This is a genomic window from Cellulosimicrobium sp. 72-3 (assembly GCF_013127315.1).
Taxonomy (GTDB): Bacteria; Actinomycetota; Actinomycetes; order Actinomycetales; family Cellulomonadaceae; genus Cellulosimicrobium; species Cellulosimicrobium funkei.
In genome coordinates this window covers 3,378,947-3,396,018 of sequence record NZ_CP053419.1, presented here as the reverse complement: position 1 = coordinate 3,396,018, position 17,072 = coordinate 3,378,947, and the positions used below count along the sequence as shown (strand labels likewise).

General features: G+C 75.4%; 13 protein-coding genes. 10 read left to right on the top strand and 3 right to left on the bottom strand.

All coding sequences use genetic code 11. The features are described from left to right. Nucleotides 1-110 precede the first annotated feature (110 nt). Both HKK73_RS15160 and HKK73_RS15155 read right to left on the bottom strand, forming a co-directional pair. On the bottom strand, nt 111-1,088 hold the full coding sequence (locus HKK73_RS15160; RefSeq protein ID WP_051876462.1) for a hypothetical protein: 978 nt from the start codon (nt 1,086-1,088) through the stop codon (nt 111-113). A 204-nt stretch (nt 1,089-1,292) separates the two neighbouring features. Continuing rightward, nucleotides 1,293-2,231, bottom strand: coding sequence for an NAD-dependent epimerase/dehydratase family protein (locus HKK73_RS15155; protein ID WP_171468318.1), 939 nt, complete (start codon nt 2,229-2,231; stop codon nt 1,293-1,295). Nucleotides 2,232-2,350: 119 nt separating this feature from the next. Between HKK73_RS15155 and HKK73_RS15150 the strand changes: the two genes are divergently transcribed. From HKK73_RS15150 to HKK73_RS15135, 4 genes are all read left to right on the top strand, one after another. Beyond that, a complete protein-coding gene (locus HKK73_RS15150) occupies nt 2,351-3,079 on the top strand; it encodes a TetR/AcrR family transcriptional regulator (RefSeq protein ID WP_034651084.1) in 729 nt (242 codons plus the stop codon). A gap of 132 nt (nt 3,080-3,211) precedes the next feature. Further along, complete coding sequence (locus HKK73_RS15145) at nt 3,212-3,595, top strand: cold-shock protein (protein WP_034651071.1); 384 nt, start codon at nt 3,212-3,214, stop codon at nt 3,593-3,595. A 2-nt stretch (nt 3,596-3,597) separates the two neighbouring features. Next, the gene (locus HKK73_RS15140) at nt 3,598-4,731 is read left to right on the top strand and encodes a DUF3027 domain-containing protein (RefSeq protein WP_253705668.1); all 1,134 of its coding nucleotides are present in this window, start codon (nt 3,598-3,600) and stop codon (nt 4,729-4,731) included. Then, nucleotides 4,728-7,886, top strand: coding sequence for a sacsin N-terminal ATP-binding-like domain-containing protein (locus tag HKK73_RS15135; RefSeq protein ID WP_216607997.1), 3,159 nt, complete (start codon nt 4,728-4,730; stop codon nt 7,884-7,886). The genes HKK73_RS15140 and HKK73_RS15135 overlap by 4 nt, the downstream gene beginning before the upstream one ends. On the opposite strand, the gene HKK73_RS15130 is transcribed toward HKK73_RS15135, so the two are convergent. Continuing rightward, complete coding sequence (locus tag HKK73_RS15130) at nt 7,862-8,125, bottom strand: DUF2530 domain-containing protein (RefSeq protein ID WP_051028378.1); 264 nt, start codon at nt 8,123-8,125, stop codon at nt 7,862-7,864. The two genes, HKK73_RS15135 and HKK73_RS15130, sit on opposite strands and share 25 nt — an antisense overlap. Nucleotides 8,126-8,572: 447 nt before the next feature. Here HKK73_RS15130 and HKK73_RS15125 point away from each other — a divergent pair, with 447 nt between their 5' ends. The 6 genes from HKK73_RS15125 to wecC all read left to right on the top strand — a co-directional run bounded on the left by HKK73_RS15125 (nt 8,573) and on the right by wecC (nt 17,047). Beyond that, nucleotides 8,573-10,087, top strand: coding sequence for a sugar transferase (locus HKK73_RS15125; RefSeq protein WP_051028379.1), 1,515 nt, complete (start codon nt 8,573-8,575; stop codon nt 10,085-10,087). Nucleotides 10,088-10,127: 40 nt separating this feature from the next. Continuing rightward, the gene (locus HKK73_RS15120; protein ID WP_171468317.1) at nt 10,128-10,859 is read left to right on the top strand and encodes a hypothetical protein; all 732 of its coding nucleotides are present in this window, start codon (nt 10,128-10,130) and stop codon (nt 10,857-10,859) included. Nucleotides 10,860-10,944: 85 nt separating this feature from the next. Continuing rightward, complete coding sequence (locus tag HKK73_RS15115; protein WP_034651820.1) at nt 10,945-12,420, top strand: NCS2 family permease; 1,476 nt, start codon at nt 10,945-10,947, stop codon at nt 12,418-12,420. A 9-nt stretch (nt 12,421-12,429) separates the two neighbouring features. Next, nucleotides 12,430-13,779, top strand: a complete 1,350-nt coding sequence (manA, locus tag HKK73_RS15110; protein ID WP_171468316.1) for a mannose-6-phosphate isomerase, class I — start codon at nt 12,430-12,432, stop codon at nt 13,777-13,779. 101 nt (nt 13,780-13,880) lie between these two features. Beyond that, nucleotides 13,881-15,788, top strand: coding sequence for a glycosyltransferase (locus HKK73_RS15105; RefSeq protein ID WP_171468315.1), 1,908 nt, complete (start codon nt 13,881-13,883; stop codon nt 15,786-15,788). Between the two features lie 8 nt (nt 15,789-15,796). Beyond that, nucleotides 15,797-17,047 carry a UDP-N-acetyl-D-mannosamine dehydrogenase gene (wecC, locus tag HKK73_RS15100; protein WP_171468314.1) on the top strand — a complete coding sequence of 417 codons (1,251 nt, stop codon included), beginning with the start codon at nt 15,797-15,799 and terminating at the stop codon, nt 17,045-17,047. Nucleotides 17,048-17,072: the final 25 nt, after the last annotated feature.

Here is a 17,072-nt window from a genome sequence, read left to right as displayed (position 1 = left end):
CCGATGCTACGCGGGTTGTGCTGACGGTTCGGTACCTCCTGTCGTTCGTCGGCACCTCGAGGTGCCGACGAGTGCTGCGAGTGCCGAACCGCCGCCGGGGTGCCGACCGGTCAGCGCAGCGGGGGAAGGTGACGGTCAGGGCGCAGCGACGCGACGACGTCCGACGGCACCCAGCGCAGGACCCGTTCGCCGACGGCGTCGGGCGCGTCCCGCGCGGTGAACCGCAGCACGCGACGTCCGGTCGCCTCGATCGCCTCGTGCCGTCGCTTCTCCGCGACGAGGACGCGGCCCGGGTCCTCACGGGGAGCGAGGCCGTCGCCCGTCGTGCGGTACTTCACCAGCCCGTCGAACTCCAGCAGCAGCCGCCACGGCTCCCACCCGAGGTCCGCGCGGACCCGACCGACCGAGGTGCGGACCGGGACCTGCGTCGACGGGCGGGGGAGGCCGAGCCGGAGGACGAGGTACCGCAACCACGTCTCCCAGGCCGACTCGGCGCCGGCGTCCGCGAGCCGGAGGACGTGCCGGGCGCGAGGTGTCCCGGCAGCCCGGGGCTGTCGCGCGAGGCAGGCCGCGACGTCCTCGCGGGCGAGGCCCCGCGCGAGCGCCGCGTCCGCGACGACCAGCCCCTCGAGCGGGCTCAGGGTGCGCAGGCAGTCGGCGACGGTGCGGGCGGGCGTCGTCACCGGCAGACCGCCGACGACGCACCGGTCGGAGGCGTCGACGAGTCCGAGGTGCCTCGCGACCGTGGGGTCCGCGCGCCCTGACCGCCGGTAGGGCTGCACGACGTGCACGTCACGGGGCGCCGTCCACAGGCGCAGGCCGTGGACGAGGGCGGCGGTGGTGTGGCTGAGGACGTGGTCCGCGCGGAGGGTGCGATGGAGCGCGGTCGCCCGGTCCAGCACGAGGTCGCGCTCGTCGGCGGGCCCGATCCTCCTGGTGGTGCCGGTCTCGCGGTAGACGCCCCGACGCACCCGCTCCCAGGACCCGGAGGACGCAGCCTGCCGCACGAGCTGGGGCGGGTGCTCCGCCGCGAGCAGCAACGCGGGTCGTCGAGGGCCGCCGGGGGCGAGGGGGTCGTCGTCGTGCACCGGGCCAGCGTGCCCGGTCCGGGAGCTCGCGTGGGTCGTCCGGACCGGTCCTGTGGACGGTCCCCGGTCGACGGCGCCTGTGCGCGACGGTCAGACGCTTCGGCAGGGCGGACGCGGTTCGGCAGCGCGTGCGGGACGTCGGCAGCCCCGGGTGCCGAACGCCGCACGACGTGCCGACTCGCGCGCCCGGAGGGCCGCGACCGGTCAGCCGCGGGCGGTCCGACGGCAGACCTCGTCCCAGGGCGTGGGCTCGATGCCGAAGCGGTCGCGGGGCGCGGTGTCGTCGAGGACGTAGGGGTGCTCCCACTGGTAGGCGAGGTCGCGCAGCTCGCGCAGCAGCGGCGAGAACAGTCCGGCGACGGCGAGCCCGGGGCCGCGCAGCGAGCGGACCCGGACCGGCGGGTGCCCCACGCTCGCGAGGACGTCGGTCAGCGCCTCGCGCTGGGTGCGCGGCGGGTTGCTCGGGGTGTGCCACGTGCGGCCGAGCGCGCCCGGGTCCGCGGCCGCCGCGACGAGCGTGCGCGCGGCGTCCTGCACGTCGGTGAACGAGTGCGGCAGGTCGGTGCGGCCGATCATCGTCACGGCCCGGCCGCGCAGCGCAGCAGGGACGACGCGCGACACGTGGCCGTTGGCGCCGACGCCGGGCCCGACGAAGTCGGAGCTGCGCACCTCGACGACCCGCGCACGGCCGGCGCGGTGCGCGGCGAGGGCGTCGGCCCACAGCCGGGCCCGCAGGACGCCCTTGTGGTCGGTCGCGGCGTCCGGCAGGTCCTCGGTCATCGGTCCGTCGACCGGCCCGTAGGGGTAGAGGTTGCCCGTGATCGCGTAGACCGCTCCCGTCCGCTCCGCCGTGGTGAGCAGCGCGGCGGCGAGCGGCGGCCAGACCTTCTCCCACTGCGTGTAGTCGCCGGGGTTGGCGCAGTTGTAGAGCACGGCGGCACCGTCCGCGGCGCGGGTCAGCGCGTCGGCGTCGGACGCGTCGAGCGCGAGGTGCGTGACGCCGGCGAGCCCGGTGCCGCGCCCGCTGCGGGTGACGACGGTGACGTGCGACCCGCGGGCCGCGAGCTCGGCGGCGACGTGGCGGCCGACGGGGCCGGCGCCGACGACGACGTGCCGGTCGTCGGAGGACGAGGTGCTGGACATGAGGGCTCCTTTCCGAGAGCAGTGCTCTCGTTTCAGGAGCAGCCTGGCACGTGCCGCACGAAGAAACAAGAGCACTGCTCTCGTTGGTGGGCGGCGCTCTCGTCTGCGACCCTGACGGCATGACGGCACCTCGGACGGCGCGCGCCCTGGCGCGCGAGACCCTCACGCGCGAGATCCTCGACGCCGCCCGCGCGCGGCTCGTGGCCGACGGGCCCGCCGCGCTCTCGCTGCGGGCCGTCGCGCGCGACGTCGGCATGGTGTCGTCCGCCGTCTACCGCTACTTCCCGAGCCGGGACGCGCTGCTCACCGCGCTCCTCGTCGAGTGCTACGACGAGCTCGGGGCTGCCGTCGAGGCCGCGGAGGCCGCCGTCGCGCGGGACGACCTGCCCGGCCGCTGGCTCGCCGCGTGCCGCGCGCTGCGCACCTGGTGCGTCGCGCGGCCCGGGGAGTTCGGGCTGCTCTACGGCACCCCCGTGCCGGGGTACGCGGCGCCGCAGGACACGGTCGAGCCCGCGACGCGCGTCGTGCGGACCCTGGTCCGGGTCGTCGCCGACTCCTGGGCGGACGGCGAGGGCCCGGCGCCCGCACCGCCGTCGGGCGGGGACGCGGCCGCGCTCGTGGCCCCCGCCGTCGCGTACGTGAGCGCCCGCGGGCTCACGACGCCCGACGTCCCGCCCGAGGCCGTCGTGCGCACGCTCATGGCGTGGACGACCCTGTTCGGCACGGTGTCGTTCGAGCTGTTCGGCCACCTCCACCGCACGGTCGCCGACTACGCCGACTGGTTCGACGCCGTCGCGCTGCGGGTCGGGGCGGACGCCGGGGTGGTCCCGCGGTCGGCCCCGCGCTGACCGGGACGACGGCGGGGACGCGGCCGGTCGTCCGGGCTCGCCCTGGGCTCGCCCGCGGTATGGATGCGGCTTTGCCGCCGCGTGGCCGGTAACCTGGGGGTTCTGGTTCCTACGAGCACGAACGAGGTCCACGTGCCCACCGGCAAGGTCAAGTGGTTCGACACCGAACGCGGGTTCGGCTTCATCGCCAACGACGACGGCGGCGAGGTCTTCCTGCACGCCTCCGCGCTGCCCGCGGACGCCCCCGCGCCCAAGCCGGGCGCTCGCGTCGACTTCGGCGTCGCCGACGGGCGCCGTGGCCCGCAGGCGCTCGCCGTCACGTTCCTCGACCCGGCGCCCTCGGTCGTCAAGGCGAAGCGTCGCTCGGCGGACGAGATGGCGGTCATCGTCGAGGACCTCATCAAGGAGCTCGACGGGATCGGCAACGGCCTGCGCCGCGGCCGCTACCCGGAGAAGGGCAAGGCCACCAAGGTCGCCGCGGTCCTGCGCGCGGTCGCGGACGAGATCGAGGCCTGACGATGTCCGCCGTGGCAGCCGCAGAGGAGCGCGTCCGAGGAGTCTCAGCACGCGCGGCGCGGGACGCCGTGCTCACGGGCGCGGTCGAGCTCGCGCGCGCCGCGGCGCAGGAGGTGGCCGAGAGCCCGGAGGACGTGGGCGAGCACCTCGGCACGGTCGCCGAGGCGGACCGGCTCATCTCCCACCGGTTCGCGTGCACGATGCGCGGCTACCGCGGCTGGCACTGGACCGTGACGCTCGCGCGCGTGCCGCGCGGCCGGACGGCCACGGTGTGCGAGGTCGAGCTCCTGCCCGGTGACGGTGCGCTGCTCGCGCCGTCGTGGCTCCCGTGGTCCGAGCGCCTGCGCCCGGGCGACGTCGGCCCGGGCGACGTGCTGCCCTTCCGCGCCGACGACCCGCGCCTCGAGCCCGGCTACGTGCCCACAGGCGACGAGGAGCAGGACGCCGTCGCGATCGAGGAGCTCGCGCTCGCGCGTGCCCGCGTGCTGTCGCCGCAGGGCCGCGACGAGGCCGCGGAGCGCTGGTACCGCGGGTCGCGCGGCCCGACGACGCGCGCCGCCGTCGCCGCCGCGGCCGACTGCGGGTCGTGCGGCTTCCTCGTGCCGCTCCAGGGCAGCCTCGGCCAGGTCTTCGGCGTGTGCGCGAACGAGTGGTCGCCCGACGACGGCAAGGTCGTGAGCCTCGACCACGGCTGCGGCGCGCACTCGGAGACGGACGTCGAGCCGCAGCGCAGCGAGTGGCCGGACCCGGACCCGCTCGTCGACGAGCTGCACGTCGAGATCGTCACGCTCCTCGAGTCCGCGGTCGCCCGGAAGGAGGCGGCCCGGGACGGGGCCGCGCCGACGGACACTGCCGCGGACGAGACCGCCCCGGACGGGACGGTTCCGGCGGCACAGGACGAGCCGACGCCGGTGGCCGATGTCCCGACGCCGACCGACACCGCGCCGGAGGCCCCCGCGGCCGTGGCAGGCGAGCCGGACGACGCGCCGGACGACGCGGAGACCGCGCCGGACTCCGCCGTCGATGCCGTGCCGGACGACGCGGAGACCACCCCTGACCCCGACGCCACGCCGGACGAGCCCGAGACCGCGCCGGACCCCGCCGTCGACGCCGCGCCGGACGAGCCGCGGGAGTGACGCAGGACGTCTTCGGGACGGCCGCGCTGCGTCGTGCGGTCCTGGAGGCGTGGCGGTCCTCGCCGACGCGCCTGCGCGAGGACGCGAACACGGAGGAGGACCACGCCCACGGGTCGTACCGGGGGCGGGTCGTCGTCGAGCTCGCGCAGAACGCCGCCGATGCCGCCGCCCGCGCAGGCGTGCCCGGTCGGCTCCGGCTGAGCCTGCACGCGCCGTCCGACCCCGACGGGCGCTGGGTGCTGCGCGCGGCCAACACGGGCGAGCCCCTCGACGCGGCCGGTGTCGCGTCGCTCGTCGCGATGCGGGCCTCGGCCACCGGTCGGGGCGCGGGCACGGCGGGTGGCCCGCGCACGGTGGGTCGGTTCGGGGTCGGCTTCGCGGCGGTCCGCTCGGTCGCGGACCGCGTGCGCGTCGGTACGGGAGACCACGCCGTCGAGCTCTCGCTCGACCGCACGCGCGCCGCGCTCGACGACGTCGTGGCGGACCGCCCGGACCTCGCCGCCGAGGTCGCGGGGCGCGGCGACCGGCTCCCGGTGCTGCGCCTCCCGTTCCCGGCGCGCGTCGAGGTGCCGGCGGGGTACGACACCGTGGTCGAGGTCGAGCTGCGCGACGACGCGGCGCTCGACGCCGTGCGGGCCGAGCTCGCGGACGTCGGCGACCCGCTGCTGCTCGCCCTGCCCGCGCTCACGGAGGTCGTCGTGGCGGGCGACGGCGTCGCGGAGCGCCGGGTCGCGGACGTCGACGAGCGCTGGACCGTGCTGCGGCGCGAGGGGACGCTCGACCCCGCGCTCCTCGCGGACCGTCCCGTCGAGGAGCGCGGCGCGGACCGCTGGTCGGTGACCTGGGCGCTGCCCCACGACGCGCCTGCGCCGACCGTGCTGCACGCCCCCACCCCGACGGACGAGCGGCTCACCTTCCCGGCCCTGCTCCTGGCGACGTTCCCGCTCGACCCCGCGCGCCGGCACGTCCCGCGCGGTGCCGTGACGGATCACGTCGCGCGCGAGGTGGGTCGTGCGTTCGCGGCGCTCCTCGGGTCGCTCGCGGCCGACCGCGGCGCCGACGTGCTCGCGCTCGTCCCGACCGGGCTGCCGGCGAGCGCGGTCGACGAGGCGGTCCGCGCGGCGGCGACGGCGGCCCTGGCCCGCACGCCGCTCCTCCCGCTCGACGTGCCACCCGACCAGCCCGGTCGCGCGGGGGGCGAGACCTGGGAAGACCCGCCGATCCTCGGGGAGCACGACGAGCACGGTGCGTCGCAGCGGGCCGAGCGGCGGCTCCTCGCGCCCGCCGAGGCGCGAGTCCTCGCCGGGGACGTGGGCGACGCGCGCGTGCGTGCCGAGCTCGGGGCGGCGCACCTCGTGGACGTGCCGGGCCCGCTGCGCGCGGTCGCGCGGTCGCTTGGGGCGCAGGTCGTGGATCTGGCCGATGTCGTGGACGACCTCCCGCTCGTCGCCGACCCCGAGCGCTGGCGGGCGCTGTACGAGGCGCTCGCGCCGCACGCGGGGGACCGGTCGGTGCTCGAGGCGCTGGGCGCGCTCCCGGTGCCGCTCCTCGGCGGGCAGGTCGTGCGCGGGGCGCGCGGCCTCCTGCTCCTCGGCGACGGCCCGGACGACGGCACGGACGGCGGGGCGCTCGACCCCCGGGATGCCGTCGACCTCGGTCTGCGCGTCGTCGACCCGCGGGCCGCGCACCCGCTGCTCGAGCGGCTGGGCACGCGCGCGACGGACCTGCGCGCGGTGCTCGCCGACGGCGCGGTGCGCGAGCGCGTGCTCGCCGCGGCCGACGCCGCGGACGCGGGCGACGACCCCGCGGCGGAGGTCGAGCGGCTGCTCGCGCTGGTCGCCGCCGCGCTCCGCGACGTCCGGGACCCGGCGGGCGACGTGCTGCCGTTCTGGTGGGGCGAGCTCCCGGTCCCGACGACGGACGGCGGTTGGTCGCCCGCGCGCGGCTGCGCCCTGCCGGGCACCTGGGCGGCGGACGTGCTCGACGGGCTCGACGTCGTCGACCCGGGGGTCGTCGCCCGCTGGGGGGAGCCGACGCTGCGCGCGGTAGGCGCGGCGGCGGGACCGACCGTGCTGCGGGTGCGCGACGTGCTCACACCCGCGCCGGACGACGACGAGCCCGACCTGGACCCGCACGCGCCGGAGGGCTGGCTCTCCGACTGGGCCGGGTACCTCGAGCACCTCGCGGCGACGCTCGGCCCCGAGGCGTACCTGGGGGACGTGCTCGCCGTCGCGGACCTGGACGCGGTGGCCGACGGCGCGTGGCCCGACGTGCTCGCCCGGCTCGCGGGCGACCCCGCGGCGCGGGAGGCGATGCTCACGCCCGTGCGCGCGGAGGGCGGGCGTGCGGCGTCGGCCCGGTCGTACACGGCGTGGTGGCTGCGCGAGGAGCTGGGCGGGCCGTTCGCGCTCGACGGCGGCCCCGCCACGGCGTTCCTGCGTCCGGCGCCGCCGGAGGTGGCGGGGCTCGATGACGCGGCGCTCGCCGCCGTCGGGGGCGTGCACGACCTCGCCGAGCTCGACCCGGAGGAGTGGGCCGACCTGCTGGACGGGCTGCCGCCCGTCGGGTCACCGGTCGACGCCGCGGCCGCGCTGGCGCTGTGGCGCGCCCTGGAGGCGCTGGCGGAGAGCGGCGTACGGCTGGACCCGGCCCCCGCGCGGGTGCCCGCGCTGCACGGCGGGACGGTCGTCGTCGCGGCGGCCGACGACGTCGCGGTGGCCCCGGACCCGATGTGGGCGCCGCTGCGCCCGCTCGTGCCCGCGGGACGGGACCTGGTCGAGGAGGTCGCGGACCTGCTCGACGTCGCGACGGTCACGGGCCCCGGGCCCGCGCCGGACGACCCGGGGCACCGCGAGGACGTCCCGTCCGAGGTGGGGACCGTCGTCGGCGAGCGCCTGCCGCGCACCTGGGAGCGGCACGACGACCTCCGTGTCGACGGTGTCGCGGTCCCGTGGTGGGTCGAGGGTCGTGGGGGAGCGGACGTCGTCGTGCACGCGACCGGTCCGGCGGGGCTCGCGGCGGCGCTCGCCGTCGTCGCGGGACGCTACGGCGCGCGGCACGTGCTCGAGGAGGTGCTCCGCGACCCGCGCGGGGCGCAGGGCGCGGTGGCGCGGACGGCCTGGGACGACCCTCAGTCGTCGGCGGACGCGCGGTAGCGGGTCCGGTTCCGCCGCTCCCAGCCGAGCCCGAGGGCGCCGAGCGCGAGCCCGACGGCGCACGTCGCGACCGCGCGGGGCGCGAGCGTCCCGGTGGCGAGCAGGACGGCGCACACGACGAGCGCGACCGTCCAGAGCGCCATGCCGGCGAGGATGACGACGCGCAGGTCGACCCGCCAGGGCGCCGGGTCGGGGCGCCGGCGTTCGGGGTGGAGGAGGAGGGTCACGACCGAGGGCACCCGAGCATCGTAGCGACGCGCCGGTTTTTTCACCCCCACGGCGCGTCACAGGCGTGACCTGCGTCTCTTCCCCTCTCGTGTGAGCACACGTCCGGAGCACCCGCAACCGCGCGCTACGATGCAAGCGGCCCACCACGCTCTCCCGCTCGTGGTCGCCCGTCCAGCTCGAACCGCCCCGGAATCCGGGCGGGCACTCCTCCGTGACTTCTCCGCACGCTGCGTCGCGTGCGGGGGAACGTCGAACCTGGACACCTGTCCAGTGAATTCCTCCGAGGCCTGCGAGCGGTGCGCCAACCGCAGGATCCTGCGGCTCAAGACCTTCCGGACAGCAGTCGTCCGGAACGCCTTCTCACCCGGGTGAAAGCCCTCGTCAACCCTCGTTATCGCACATTCTCGAACCTAGGATGAGTCGCCATGCAGGGTGTGGAGCCGACCGGAGGTGGACGCATGTCCCACAGCGTCACCGACGACACGAGACGAGGTCTGCGCACCCTTCTCACCGCGTCGCCCGCGGCGCGCATCCGCGCCGCCCGGGCCGCGTTCGCCGCGCAGGGCTGGGAGGTCGCCTACCGCCGCCGGCTGCTCGTCACCGACACGGTGGTGATCGTCGTGGCCGTGCTGGTCGCCTACTTCCTGCGCTGGGACGCCGTGATCGACGAGCCCGTGAGCCGGGCCCGCGTGCCCTACGTCGTCCTGTCCGTGCTCGTGGGCGTCGCCTGGTCCGTGTCCCTCGTGGCCAGCCGGACGCGCGACCCCCGCGTCATGGGCAGCGGGCCCACCGAGTACCACCGCGTGTTCGACGCGTCGTGGCGCCTCTTCGCGGTGCTCGCCGTCCTCGCCTTCCTGCTCCGCTTCCCGGAGACCCGGGGCTACCTCGCGTTCGCGTTCCCCCTCGGCCTCGGCGGGCTGCTCGCCGGCCGGTACGCGTGGCGCCAGTGGCTCCACCGGCAGCGCGCCCACGGCGGCATGCGGTCCGCGGTGCTCGCGATCGGGCACCGTGACCAGGCCGAGCGCCTCATCCGCGACCTCAACTCCCGCGACGAGTCGGGCTACCGCGTCGTCGGCGTGTGCGTCCCGTCGGGCGGGTTCGGGGCGGGCGAGGAGATCCACGGCGTCCCGGTGCTCGGCGAGCTCCGGCACGCGGGCGAGGTCGCGACCCGGGTGGGCGCGGACGTCGTCGCGGTCTCCGGCTCGGACGCCATCACGGCCGAGGTCGTGCGCCGCCTGGGCTGGGAGCTCGAGCCGTTCGGCGTCGACCTCATGCTCACGGCGGAGCTCGCCGACGTCGCGGGCCCCCGCATCACCATCACGCCTGCCGAGAGCGTCGCGCTCCTGCACGTGGACGCGCCCCGCTTCACGGGGCCCAAGTTCGCCGTGAAGTCGGTCGTGGACTGGACGGGCGCGGCGCTCATCACGCTCGCCGCCCTGCCCGTGCTCGTCGCGGTCGCCCTCGCCGTCCGGCTCACGAGCCGCGGGCCCGTCCTCTTCCGCCAGGAGCGCGTCGGGCGCAACGGCCGCACGTTCTCGATGTACAAGTTCCGCTCGATGCGCGTGGGCGCCGACCGCGAGGTCGAGCACCTCGAGGAGCAGAACGACGGCTCCGGCCTCCTGTTCAAGATGCGCGACGACCCGCGCGTGACGCCCGTCGGCCGGGTGCTGCGCCGCTACTCGCTCGACGAGCTGCCGCAGCTCTTCAACGTCCTGCGCGGCGACATGAGCCTCGTCGGCCCGCGGCCCCCGCTGCCGCGCGAGGTGCAGAAGTACGAGAAGAAGGTCCGCCGTCGGCTCCTGGTCAAGCCCGGCCTCACGGGTCTGTGGCAGGTCGGCGGCCGGTCGGACCTGTCGTGGGAGGAGAGCGTCCGCCTCGACGTGTACTACGTGGAGAACTGGACGATGTTCGGCGACTTCCTCATCCTCGCGCGCACGGCGCGCGCGGTGTTCTCCGGCTCCGGGGCCTACTGAGGCCCGCCGGGACGTCGGGGCGGGCAGGAGGAGGTGCGTCGTGCGGGTCTCGGTCTCGGGAGGCGGTCGCCGCGGCGTCCTGCACGCGGCCTGCCTCGCTGCCGCCGGGCACGAGGTCGTGCTCCTCGACCCGGACCCGCGCGTGCTGGCCGCGCTCCGCTCGGGTCCGAGGACCGCTGAGCCGCGGCTGCCCCGGCTCCTCGCGCTCGGCCTCGTGAGCGGCCGCCTGCGCCCGACGACCGACCGCACGGCCGTCGCCGGTGCGCGCGTGCACCTGCTCTGCGTCGGCGCCGGGGCCACGCCCGACGCCGGCGGTGCGGCGCGCGTCGCGACGCTGCGGGACGCGCTCGACCGCCTCGCCCCGCACCTCGGCCCCGGCGACCTCGTCGTCGGCCGGGCCCGCGTCCCCGCAGGCACCGCCGAGCTGCTCGCCGCGTGCCTCGCCGCGGACGGCGTCCCGGCCACGGTCGCCTGGGTGCCCGACGAGCACCGGCCGGGCCACGCCGTCGTCGACCTCCTGCACCCTGCCCGGGTCGTGCACGGCGTCCCCGCGGGCCCCGCCGGGGAGCGGGCGAACGCGATCCTCGACGTGCTCCACGCGCTCCAGCTCGCCTCGGGCGCGCCGCGCAGCGTCACCGACCTCGCGACGGCCGAGTCCCTCGGGCACGGTCACGGGGCGCCCCGCCCGCACGACGTCAGCGCGACGCCCGGGCCTGCGGACGTGGCGTCGAGCACACCCCGGACGGCGCTCGACGCCGTCGGCGCGGCCTGACGTGCACGGACGACCCCGGCGGGCGATGCCCGACCGTGTCCGGCGCGTTACCGCGCGGTCACACGGTTCTGGCAGCATTCTCCCCATGTCCACCCCCACCTCCGTCCGTGAGGACGAGCACGCCCCCGTGCCCGCGCGCGGCGCGATCGACCGCTTCTTCAAGATCACCGAGCGCGGCTCGACGATCGGCACCGAGATCCGCGGCGGTCTCGTGACGTTCTTCGCGATGGCCTACATCATCGTGCTGAACCCGCTGATCATCGGGACCGTCCAGGACGGCACGGGCCAGTTCCTCGGCGGGGGCGCCGAGCCGGACTTCGGCAAGATCGCCGCCGCCACCGCGCTCGTCGCGGGCGTCATGACGCTCGCCATGGGCGTCTTCGCGAACTTCCCGCTCGGTCTCGCGGCCGGTCTCGGCCTCAACGCGGTGGTCGCGTACTCGATCGCGTCGCTGCCCGGGGTCACGTGGGCGGACGCGATGGGCCTCGTCGTCATCGAGGGCCTCATCATCCTCGTGCTCGTGCTCACCGGGTTCCGCGAGGCCGTCTTCCGGGCCGTGCCCCTCGAGCTGAAGACCGCCATCAGCGTCGGCATCGGCCTGTTCATCGCGCTCATCGGCCTCGTCAACGCGGGCTTCGTCACCGCGGGCAGCGGCACGCTCCTCGCGCTCGGGAACCTCGGCACGTGGCCGATCCTCGTGTTCGTCGTGGGCCTCGTGCTGACGATCGTGCTGTGGGTGCGCAAGGTCAAGGGCGCGCTGCTCGTCGCGATCCTCACGGCGACCGTGCTCGCCGTCGTGCTGGAGAACACGCTCCACATCGGCGCGAAGGCCCCCGACGGCTCGAACCCGGACGGCTTCAACCTCAACGCGCCCACGTTCGACGGCGTCGTGCAGGTCCCGGACTTCGGCCTCCTCGGCCAGTTCTCGCTCCTGGGCTCGTTCCAGAACATCGCGACCGTCACCGTGATCCTGCTGGTGTTCTCGCTCCTGCTCGCCGACTTCTTCGACTCGATGGGCACGATGGTCGCCGTCGGCGCCGAGGCGCGCCTCAACGACGCCGAGGGCGTCCCGCCGCGCTCGCGCGCGATCCTCGTCGTCGACTCGATCGCCGCGGCGGCCGGTGGTGCCGGGTCCGTGTCGTCGAACACGAGCTTCGTCGAGTCGACGACGGGCGCCGGCGAGGGTGCCCGCACGGGCCTCGCGTCGGTCGTCACGGGTGTCGCGTTCCTGCTCGCGACGTTCCTGTCGCCGCTCGTCGCCCTCGTCCCGTACGAGGCCGCGGCGCCCGCGCTCGTCTTCGTCGGGTTCCTCATGATGACGCAGATCGCCGGCATCTCCTGGAAGAACGTCGAGATCGGCATCCCCGCGTTCCTCACGATCATCGTCATGCCGTTCACGTACTCGATCGCGGACGGCATCGGGGCGGGCTTCCTCGCCTTCGTGCTCATCAAGCTCGCGCTCGGCAAGGTCCGGGCGATCCACCCGCTGATGTGGGTCGCGGCGGCGATGTTCGTCGTGTACTTCCTCCTCGGCCCCATCCGGGACGCCCTGGGCCTCTAGGCTCGGCCCATGACGAGCGCGGCGGACGAGCGGTCGGGGGAGGCGTCGGTGGACGACGCCCTCCCCGGCGCTCGTCCGTCCGCGTTCTACCGGCTGGAGAACACCGTCCAGCGGTACGACTGGGGCTCGACGTCGGCGATCCAGGACCTCCTGGGGGTGGTACCGGACGGTCGTCCGGCGGCCGAGCTGTGGATGGGGGCGCACCCGCTCGCGCCGTCGCGCGTCGTGCCCGACGGCGGCGCCCGCCCGGGCGGGACGTCGCACCCGGACGCGGAGCCGGCGTCGGGCACGACGCTCGCGGACCTGGTGCGCGCGGACCCGGTGGGGGTGCTGGGCCAGCGCGTCCTCGACCAGTACGGGCCCCGGCTGCCGTACCTCCTCAAGGTGCTCGCCGCCGACCGCGCGCTCTCGCTGCAGGTCCACCCGCGCCCGCACCTCGCGCGCGCCGGGTTCAACCGCGAGAACCGCGAGGGCGTCGCGCGCGACTCGCCGCTGCGCAGCTTCCACGACGACCAGCACAAGCCCGAGATGGTCGTGGCGGTCTCCCGTTTCGAGGGCCTCTCCGGGTTCCGGCGGCCCGCGCGCATCCTCGAGCTGCTCGACGGGCTCGACGGCGCGCTCGCCGGACGGATGCGCGACACCCTGCGCGCCCGCCCCACCGAGGCGGGTGTCCGCGAGGCGTTCACCCTCGCGCTCCACGCTCGCGCGGAGCCCGACGTCGCGGCCGACCTCGCGCTGACCGTCGCGTCCGTCCGTGCCCGGGCCGAGCGCGAGCCGGCGGTGCCCGCGCCGGGGGGCCGGCGCACGTCGCGCCGCGCCGACGCGACCGTCCTCGCGCTCGCGGAGCAGCACCCGGGCGACCCGGGCGCCATCGTGTCGCTCATGCTCAACCGCGTCACCCTGGAGCCCGGGGAGTCGATGTTCGTCCCGTCGGGGCACGTGCACGCGTACCTGTCCGGGTGCGCCGTCGAGATCATGGCGAGCTCCGACAACGTGCTGCGGGCCGGGCTGACGAGCAAGCTCGTGGACGTCGACGCCCTGCTCGAGTGCGCCACGTGCACGCCCGGTCCGGCCGCGAGACCGCGGCTGGTCGACGACGGCAGCGGCCTCGTCGCCTACCGCCCGCCCGTCGCGGAGTTCGCGCTCCGGGCAGGCCGCGTCGCCGGAGCGGTGGCCCTGCCCGCCGCCGGTCCGCGCGTCGTGCTGTGCCTCGACGGCGCGGTGACGCTCGTGGCCGACCGCGCGGACGCCGAGGCCGAGACGCGGCTCGTGCGGGGGGAGTCCGTGTTCGTCCCGCACCGTACGGGCGCGGTCGTCATGCGTGGCGAGGGCGAGGTCGTCGTCGCCTTCGTGCCGTGACCGGCGCCCGGACCGGTGTTCCCGGGGTACCGGCACAGCGGTACCATGTGCGCGGCCGGAGTGCGATGTGAGCGCCGGCTGAGAACGGACGAGATGGTGGCATGGACGCACGGGGGGGCTCTCGCCTCGATGACGCACGCAGAGCCCTCTGGCACCTCCGCCGGGGTGGTTTGTCCCAGTTCCGTACGTATCTCCGCCGTCGTGGCCTGCCGCGGCTCGGCGGCTCGTCGGGCGCGATCCGCTCCGACCACGGGGTGACCTTCGAGCCCTGGACCGTCTCGCACCGCGCGACCGCCCGCCCGACCCTGCGGGTCGGGGTGATCCTCGACGACTTCTCCCGGCTCGCCTTCGGGTTCGAGTGGGACCAGGTCGCCCTCACCCCGACGTCGTGGCGCGACGAGCTCGACCGCGACCGCGACGGCCGCCCCGGGCTCGACCTGCTGTTCGTCGAGTCCGCGTGGAACGGGAACGGGGGCGCCTGGCAGTACCACCTCACGGGGGCCTCGGCCCCTCGCCCCGCGTTCGTCGAGCTCGTCGCCGCGTGCCGCGAGCGCGGCGTGCCCACGGTCTTCTGGAACAAGGAGGACCCCGCGCACTTCGAGGACTTCCTCGACGCGGCGGCGCTGTTCGACCACGTGTACACGACCGACGTCGGGCGGGTCGACGCGTACCGCGAGCGGCTGGGCCACGACCGTGTGGGCGTGCTCGCCTTCGGGGCGCAGCCCGCGATCCACAACCCGGTGCGAGCGCACGGAGACGGGCCGTCCGGTGATGTCGCGTTCGGCGGCATGTACTTCGCGCACAAGTACCCGGAGCGTCGGGCGCAGATGGACCTGCTGCTGGGCGCGGCCGTCGACGTCTCGCCGCGCATGGAGCACGGTCTCGAGATCTTCTCCCGGTTCCAGGGCGGGGACGAGCGGTACCAGTTCCCGGAGCCGTTCGGGTCGCGCGTCGTCGGGTCGCTCGACTACGACCGCATGCTCACCGCGTACCGCGAGTACAAGGTGTTCCTCAACGTGAACTCGGTCGTCGACTCGCCGAGCATGTGCGCGCGCCGCGTCTTCGAGATCACGGCGTGCGGCACGCCCGTGGTGACGACGCCGAGCGCTGCCATCCGCGAGTTCTTCCCGCCCGACGAGGTGTTCGTCGTCGGGGAGCGCGCCGAGGCGGCGCACACGATCCGTGCGCTCGTCCGCTCGCGCGAGCTGCGCGACCGCGCCACGCACCGGGGGCAGCGCCGCATCTGGCGCGAGCACACGTACGGGGCGCGGGTCCAGCGCGTGCTGCACGACGTCGGGCTGGCCGGCTCGGCGACGGTCGCCCGCCCGAGCGTGTCGGCGCTGGTCTCGACCAACCGCCCGGGCCAGCTCGACCACGTGCTGCGGACCGTCGGCGCGCAGCGCGACGCGGACGTGCAGCTCGCGCTCCTCACGCACGGGTTCGCCGTGGACGAGGCGGACGTGCGGCTGCGTGCCAAGGAGGCCGGGGTCGAGGACCTCGTCCTCCTCACGGCCGGTGAGGATGTGCCGCTGGGGGAGTGCCTCAACCGCCTCGTCGCGGCGTCGGACGGCGACGTCGTCGCGAAGATGGACGACGACGACCTGTACGGCGAGCACTACCTTTCCGACCAGCTCGACGCCCTGGCCTACTCCGGTGCCGACGTGGTGGGCAAGCAGGCCCACTACCTGTACGTGGCGTCGCTCGACGCGACGCTGCTGCGCTTCGCCGAGCGGGAGCACCGGTACACGGACTTCGTCGTGGGCCCGACGATCGTCGCGACCCGCGGTCTCGCCGAGCGGGTGCCGTTCGCGTCCGTCGCGCGGGGCGAGGACACCGGGTTCCTCCGGTCGGCGGTCGACGCCGGGGCGCGGGTCTTCTCCGCCGACCGGTACAACTTCGTCCAGGTGCGCTCGGGCGCGGCACACACGTGGGACGTGTCCGACGCCGAGCTGCTCGCGAGCGGTGAGGTTCAGTTCTACGGGCGTGCCGACCGGCACGCCCTGATCTAAGGGGAAACATGAGCAGCACCAGCGTGTGCGTCGTCGGGCTCGGCTACATCGGGCTCCCGACCGCAGCGATCCTCGCGTCGAACGGCGTGGAGGTCATCGGGGTCGACATCAACGAGCGCACCGTCGAGGCGGTGAACCGTGGCGACGTGCCCTTCGTGGAGCCCGATCTCGCGACCTACGTCGCCGGCGCCGTCACCCAGGGCACGCTGCGTGCGACGACGAAGCCCGAGCCGGCCGACGCCTTCATCGTCGCCGTGCCGACCCCGTTCACCGACGGGCACAAGCCGGACCTCTCCTATATCCAGGCCGCGGCCGAGGCGATCGCGCCGCACCTGTCCGCCGAGGCCCTCGTGATCCTCGAGTCGACGTCCCCGCCCCAGGCGACGCAGCAGATGGCGGAGTGGATCCTCGCCGCGCGCCCCGACCTGTCGCTCGACGGTTCCGAGGGGCGCGCGCGCATCCACGTGGCGCACTGCCCCGAACGCGTCCTGCCCGGGCGGGTCATGATCGAGCTCGTGACGAACGACCGCATCGTCGGCGGTCTGACGGCAGACGCCGCCGAGCGGGCCAAGGAGCTCTACCAGGTCTTCTGCCAGGGCGAGATCCTGCTCACCGACGCGGTCACCGCCGAGATGGCGAAGCTCGTGGAGAACTCGTACCGCGACGTCAACATCGCGTTCGCCAACGAGCTCTCCCTCATCTCCGCCGACCTCGGCATCGACGTGTGGGAGCTGATCCGCCTCGCCAACCACCACCCGCGCGTCAACATCCTTCAGCCCGGCCCGGGCGTGGGCGGCCACTGCATCGCGGTCGACCCGTGGTTCATCGTCGACGCGGCGCCCGAGCGAGCACAGCTCATCCGGACGGCGCGCGAGGTCAACGACGCCAAGCCCGAGTACGTGATCTCCCGGGTCAAGGCGCACGCCGACCGGTTCAAGGCGCCGCGCATCGCGGTGCTCGGCCTGGCCTTCAAGCCGGACATCGACGACCTCCGCGAGTCGCCCGCGCTCGCGATCACGACCCGCCTGGCCGACGAGATCGAGGGCGCGACGATCTACGCGGTCGAACCGCACATCCTTGAGCTGCCGCGCGTCCTCGCGGACCGATCTGACGTCCGGCTGACGAACCTCAACAGCGCCGTCGACGACGCCGACATCGTCCTGGTGCTCGTCGACCACACCGAGTTCAAGCAGGCGGACCGCAAGCCGCTCCGTCTGCGCGAGAAGATCGTCATCGACACCAAGGGAGTCTGGCGTTGAGTCGGCGCGCGGCGTTAGCTATTAG